The organism is Herbaspirillum lusitanum P6-12 (assembly GCF_000256565.1).
Classification (GTDB): Bacteria; Pseudomonadota; Gammaproteobacteria; order Burkholderiales; family Burkholderiaceae_D; genus Herbaspirillum; species Herbaspirillum lusitanum.
Genome location: NZ_AJHH01000688.1, coordinates 1 through 5,464 on the forward strand (window position 1 = coordinate 1; position 5,464 = coordinate 5,464).

Annotated in this window: 4 protein-coding genes and 3 pseudogenes; 3 read left to right on the forward strand and 4 right to left on the reverse strand. The window is 64.7% G+C overall.

Going from position 1 to position 5,464, the window contains the following annotated elements; genetic code table 11:
- The 3 genes and pseudogenes from HLUSI_RS33045 to HLUSI_RS30115 all read left to right on the forward strand — a co-directional run.
- Positions 1 to 148, forward strand: a pseudogene (locus HLUSI_RS33045) (amino acid ABC transporter ATP-binding protein); the annotation flags it as partial.
- A gap of 13 nt (positions 149 to 161) precedes the next feature.
- Positions 162 to 1,094 (forward strand): formimidoylglutamase, encoded by a 933-nt coding sequence (gene hutG, locus HLUSI_RS0122540; protein WP_016836106.1) that lies wholly within the window; start codon positions 162 to 164, stop codon positions 1,092 to 1,094.
- A 70-nt stretch (positions 1,095 to 1,164) separates the two neighbouring features.
- A complete protein-coding gene (locus HLUSI_RS30115; RefSeq protein WP_016836107.1) occupies positions 1,165 to 1,749 on the forward strand; it encodes a HutD/Ves family protein in 585 nt (194 codons plus the stop codon).
- 66 nt (positions 1,750 to 1,815) lie between these two features.
- Here the strand turns inward: HLUSI_RS30115 and HLUSI_RS0122550 are convergent.
- The 4 genes and pseudogenes from HLUSI_RS0122550 to HLUSI_RS34465 all read right to left on the reverse strand — a co-directional run.
- Positions 1,816 to 3,434 (reverse strand): annotated as a pseudogene (locus HLUSI_RS0122550) (NAD(P)/FAD-dependent oxidoreductase).
- A gap of 108 nt (positions 3,435 to 3,542) precedes the next feature.
- Positions 3,543 to 4,001: pseudogene (locus HLUSI_RS0122555) on the reverse strand (low temperature requirement protein A); the annotation flags it as partial.
- Positions 4,002 to 4,035: 34 nt separating this feature from the next.
- On the reverse strand, positions 4,036 to 5,244 hold the full coding sequence (locus HLUSI_RS0122560) for a low temperature requirement protein A (RefSeq protein ID WP_016836110.1): 1,209 nt from the start codon (positions 5,242 to 5,244) through the stop codon (positions 4,036 to 4,038).
- Positions 5,241 to 5,464 (reverse strand): hypothetical protein (locus tag HLUSI_RS34465; RefSeq protein ID WP_029363902.1); only part of this gene is annotated, 224 nt, incomplete at its 5' end. The genes HLUSI_RS34465 and HLUSI_RS0122560, both read right to left, overlap by 4 nt.

Sequence of the window (5,464 nt, forward strand, 5' to 3'; positions counted from 1 at the left end):
CGAAGTCGCCGACGTCGTCGTGGTGATGGACCAGGGCCGCATCGTCGAGGCCGGCAAACCCGAACAGATCTTCGTCAATCCGGTGCAGGAGCGCACCCGCAGTTTCCTGCAGGCGGTGTTGACCCGTAATAACTCAACGGCAGCATAGGACTTACTTGAGCATGAACCCCACTCTCTGGAACGGCCGCGTCGATCATGACAGCGCCGGCGACACCCGCCGCCTGCATCAACTGGTCGTGCCGTTCGGCAACGACGTCAAGGGCGGCGGTGCGCTGATCGGCTTCGCCAGCGACGAAGGCGTGCGCCGCAACCACGGCCGCGTCGGCGCCGCGCAAGGTCCGGACGCGATCCGCCGCATGCTGGCGAACCTGCCGGCGCATCGCATCACGCAACTGGCCGACGCCGGCAACATCGACTGCCACGACGGCAACCTTGAACAGGCGCAGCAACGACTGGCCGGCAAGATCGCCGACGTCATGGCGCAAGGCGTATTCCCGCTGGTGCTGGGCGGCGGCCATGAAGTGGCGTACGGCAGCTTCCTCGGCATCATGCGCCACCTCGGCCGCTCGATGTCGCAGCGCAAGCTGCTGATCGTCAACTTCGACGCGCACTTCGACCTGCGCGAAGCCGAACGCTCGACCTCGGGCACGCCGTTCAAGCAGATCGCCGAATGGTGCGAATGGGCCGACGTCGGTTTCCACTACCTGTGCTTCGGCATCAGCCAGCTCGGCAACACGCCGGCGCTGTTCACGCGCGCGCAGCAACTGGGCGTGGAATACGTCAGCGACACCGACGTCGCCACCCGCAGCCTGGCAGAACTCGACGCGCAATTGCGCCTGCGCCTGGAAGACGTCACCGACGTCTACCTGACCATCGACCTCGACGTCTTGCCCGGGGAAAAGGCGCCCGGCGTCTCGGCCCCGGCCGCCTTCGGGATGGCGCTGGAGAAAGTCGAAAAGCTGGTTTCCTCCATTCGCGCCAGCGGCAAACTGATCGCCGCCGACATCGCCGAATGCAATCCGGTCTACGACCGCGACGGCATGACCGCCAAGGTCGCCGCGCGTCTGGCGCACCTGATCCTGCAACCGGCATAGAATAGAGTGTGCTGCGCGCCTTGCGGCCGCAGCGACTTCACTGCCTTCTACTTTCCAACCGGCCTTATCCATGTCCGTCCTGATCCCGCAATCGCAACAACGCCTGATGCGCTGGAAAAACGGCGGCGGCATGACGTGCGAGATCCAGCGCTTTCCGCAGGACAGCTCGCTCGACTCCTTCGACTGGCGCGTCAGCGTCGCCACGGTACAGCAGGCCAATGAGTTTTCACTGTTCCCCGGCATCGATCGCTCGCTGGCGATCCTGGAAGGCAAAGGCATCCTGCTCGACGTCGCCGGCGAGCTTGGGGTCGAGCAACGTGAATTGACGCCGCGCGATCCGGTCTATCGCTTCGACGGCGAGACCGCGATCCACTGTACGCTGATCGGCGGCGGCATCGTCGACTTCAATGTGATGACCCGCCGCGCCGCTTGCACCCACACGCTGGAACAACTGACCATCACCAGACCCACGGTATTGCCGGCCGCCGGCGACACCGCACTGGTGTACGTCGTCAACGGCAATTGCCGCCTGGCCAACGAGACCAAGGTCCATGCCGGCGACGCCGTGCTGTTCCGCGATGCGGACGAAGAACGCCTGATGATTTCGGATGCGGCCGAGTTGCTGCTGGTGCAGTTGTACCGGCAGCCGCGCTAACCCCTCCGTCGTCGCTGCACTGATCCGCACCAAGCTGCATGCGTAATCTGTAATCTCCTTGCGAGATTACGCGCCCACAATCCCCGTACTTCCCATGATCGCCAGCGCCACCGCTTCGGCCACCTTGATGCCGTCGATGGACGCCGACATGATCCCGCCCGCATAACCGGCGCCTTCGCCGGCCGGATACAAGCCCTTGGTATTGAGGCTTTGCAGCGTGTCGTCGTTGCGGCGGATGCGCACCGGCGACGAGGTGCGCGTTTCGACGCCGGTCAGCACCGCGTCGTGCATCGCGTAGCCGCGGATCTGCTTGTCGAAGAACGGCAGCGATTCGCGGATGGCGTCGATGGCGTAGTCGGGCAGCGACTGATCGAGATCGCCCAGCAGCACGCCCGGCTTGTACGATGGGATCACGCTGCCGAGCTGGGTAGATGGTTTCTTCGCCAGGAAGTCGCCGACCAGCTGGCCCGGCGCGTCGTAGTTGCGGCCGCCCAGTTCATAGGCGCGCGACTCCCACTTGCGCTGGAATTCGATGCCGGCCAGCGGATGGCCGGGATAGTCGGCCGGCGAAATGCCGACCACGATGCCGCTGTTGGCGTTGCGCTCGTTGCGCGAATACTGGCTCATGCCGTTGGTGACCACGCGCTCCGGTTCCGAGCTGGCCGCCACCACGGTGCCGCCCGGGCACATGCAGAAACTGTAGACCGAGCGGCCGTTGGAGGCATGATGGACCAGCTTGTAGTCGGCCGCGCCGAGGATCGGATGGCCGGCGCTGGGGCCGAAGCGGCACTTGTCGATCAGCGACTGCGGATGTTCGGCGCGGAAGCCGATCGAGAACGGCTTGGCTTCCATGTAGACGCCGCGGTCGTACAGCATCTGGAAAGTGTCGCGCGCGCTGTGGCCGATCGCCAGCACGACGTGATCGGCCTCGATGTGCTCGCCGCCGGCCAGCGTCACGCCACGCACCTGGCCGTCTTCGATGACGAGGTCGTCAACGCGTTGCTCGAAGCGGAACTCGCCGCCCAGCGCGACGATTTTTTCGCGCATCAGCTGCACCATCTTCACCAGGCGGAAGGTGCCGATGTGCGGCTTGCTGACGTACATGATTTCCGGCGGCGCATCGGCGGCGACGAACTCGGTCAGCACCTTGCGGCCGTAATGCTTGGGGTCCTTGACCTGGCTGTACAGCTTGCCGTCGGAGAAGGTGCCGGCGCCGCCTTCGCCGTATTGCACATTCGATTCGGGCTTCAGTTCGCGCTGGCGCCACAGGCCCCAGGTGTCCTTGGTGCGTTCGCGCACGGTCTTGCCGCGTTCCAGGATCAGCGGGTTGAAGCCCATCTCGGCCAGGATCAGGCCGGCAAAAATCCCGCACGGGCCGGTGCCGATGACGATCGGACGCTTGCTCAGTCCAGCCGGAGCCCTGGCGACGAAATGGTAATTGGTGTCGGGTGTCGGCACGATGTTTTGCTTGCCCTTGTGCCTGGCCAGCACGGCGGCTTCATCGCGCACGTCGATACGGCATAGGTCAGCGTGACGGCGGATTTCTTGCGGGCATCGTAGCTGCGGCGAAACAGGCTCACGCTCAACAGGTCCGCATCGGCAACGCCGAGGCGCGCAAGGATGGCGGCGCGCAGGTCGGCTTCGGGATGGTCGAGGGGGAGTTGTATTTCAGTCAGTCGCAGCATGCAGAGTATTTCCGTGTAATCAGGCCATGCCGGGCGCACAGGCAGAGGGGCGAAATCCGGCGGCAGCCCGGCATTTTACTCCAGCCGCGCCCGGGCCGGCGCCATCGGTCACCACTGCGAGGCATGCTCATCCTGATACGCCAGCGCGGTCTTGCGACGCGAGCAACTTTCCCAGGCGGCGGTCAGGATCAGGATCGCCGCCGCCAAGCCGCCCACCATCAGCAGGTCGGTGACGTAGCCGAACGCCGCCAGCAAGGCCAGCAGCACCAGCCCGGCCAGATGCGACAGCGGCAGGCGGCGATACACCACCTTCTTGTAGACTGCGTTGCCCAGCAGATACAGCGCCGGACCGGCGATCAGCACCAGCAGCGAGGTCGGTCCGATGCGCTGGTCGGGATGCGCGATCACCAGTTCGGCGCCGACCGCCGAGACGATCACGCCGGCCACGATGATCACGTGGACATAATGGAAATACGCGCCGATGCGGCCCGGATCGCTGGAATGCACGATAGCGTCGCTGCCGTCCTTGCTGCTGGTGTCGAAGTACAGCCACCACATCGCCAGCGCGCTTGTTTTGGGGCCGGCGGGCCGGCGCCATCGGTCACCACTGCGAGGCATGCTCATCCTGATACGCCAGCGCGGTCTTGCGACGCGAGCAACTTTCCCAGGCGGCGGTCAGGATCAGGATCGCCGCCGCCAAGCCGCCCACCATCAGCAGGTCGGTGACGTAGCCGAACGCCGCCAGCAAGGCCAGCAGCACCAGCCCGGCCAGATGCGACAGCGGCAGGCGGCGATACACCACCTTCTTGTAGACTGCGTTGCCCAGCAGATACAGCGCCGGACCGGCGATCAGCACCAGCAGCGAGGTCGGTCCGATGCGCTGGTCGGGATGCGCGATCACCAGTTCGGCGCCGACCGCCGAGACGATCACGCCGGCCACGATGATCACGTGGACATAATGGAAATACGCGCCGATGCGGCCCGGATCGCTGGAATGCACGATAGCGTCGCTGCCGTCCTTGCTGCTGGTGTCGAAATACAGCCACCACATCGCCAACGCGCTGGCGAAGGTCACCACGAACGCCACCATCACGGGCGCCTCCCATTGCGTCGCGTGGGCCACGGTAGCGCCGGTGACCAGCAAGGCTTCGCCCAGCGCAACGATGACGAACAGCTGGCAGCGTTCGGCCAGGTGTCCGCCTTCGATGGTCCATTCGCGCGTGTCCGAACGTCCCAGCCCGGGCAGCGCGAAGCCGATCATCGGCGAAAAGTATTCACAGGCCACGGCGATGATCCACAGCGCCAGCCGGTACTCCGGCGACAGGCCGCCGGCGATCCAGAATACCGCCGAGATGAACAGCCAGCCGAACATGCGGCGGAAGTTGGGCGTCAGCGCGTGATCCTTGCCGAGGCAGCACAGCACGAACAGCGTGCGCCCGACCTGAATCGCTGCATAGGCGATGGCGAACACCAGGCCGCGCCCGTCGAAGGCTTCGGGAATCGCCGCCGCCATCAGCAGGCCAACCAGCATGATGGCGAACAAGAGGATGCGGATCTGCAGCGTTTCCGGATCGAACCAGTTGGTGACCCAGGAGGTGTATTGCCACGCCAGCCAGACCGCGAACCACAACACCAGCGTTTCGACGGCGCCGGCGACGGTGAGGTTTTCCAGGAGTCGGTGCGACAGCTGGGTCACCGCAAAGACGTAGATCAGGTCGAAGAACAGCTCCACGAAGGAGACGCGCGCCTCGTGTCCGTCGCGTACGCGCAGCAGGCCGGTGAGCGGCTTTTTTGCCGATGACGTGTTCATGTTCCCTCCCTGAATGACATGGGACTATCGTCGCACAGGCGCTCCGCCATGGACAAGGCGCACGGCTTCCGAAACGCCGTAACGACCTGCGACAGTTGCTTATATCTGACAGACGGCTGAAGGTGAATTTGTTCGAGGCGTTTTCGTTTGCGGTTTCGCGCCGGCTGGGGACGATAAATATCGGCGGCGATGGGGAAAGAAGAAAGAAGAAGGGCCTGCT

Bases quoted from the DNA above. Each gene is read 5' to 3' on its own strand.
- hutG (WP_016836106.1), top strand. From the start codon at position 162: ATGAACCCCACTCTCTGGAACGGCCGCGTCGATCATGACAGCGCCGGC.
- HLUSI_RS30115 (WP_016836107.1), top strand. From the start codon at position 1,165: ATGTCCGTCCTGATCCCGCAATCGCAACAACGCCTGATGCGCTGGAAA.
- HLUSI_RS0122560 (WP_016836110.1), bottom strand. From the start codon at position 5,244: ATGAACACGTCATCGGCAAAAAAGCCGCTCACCGGCCTGCTGCGCGTA.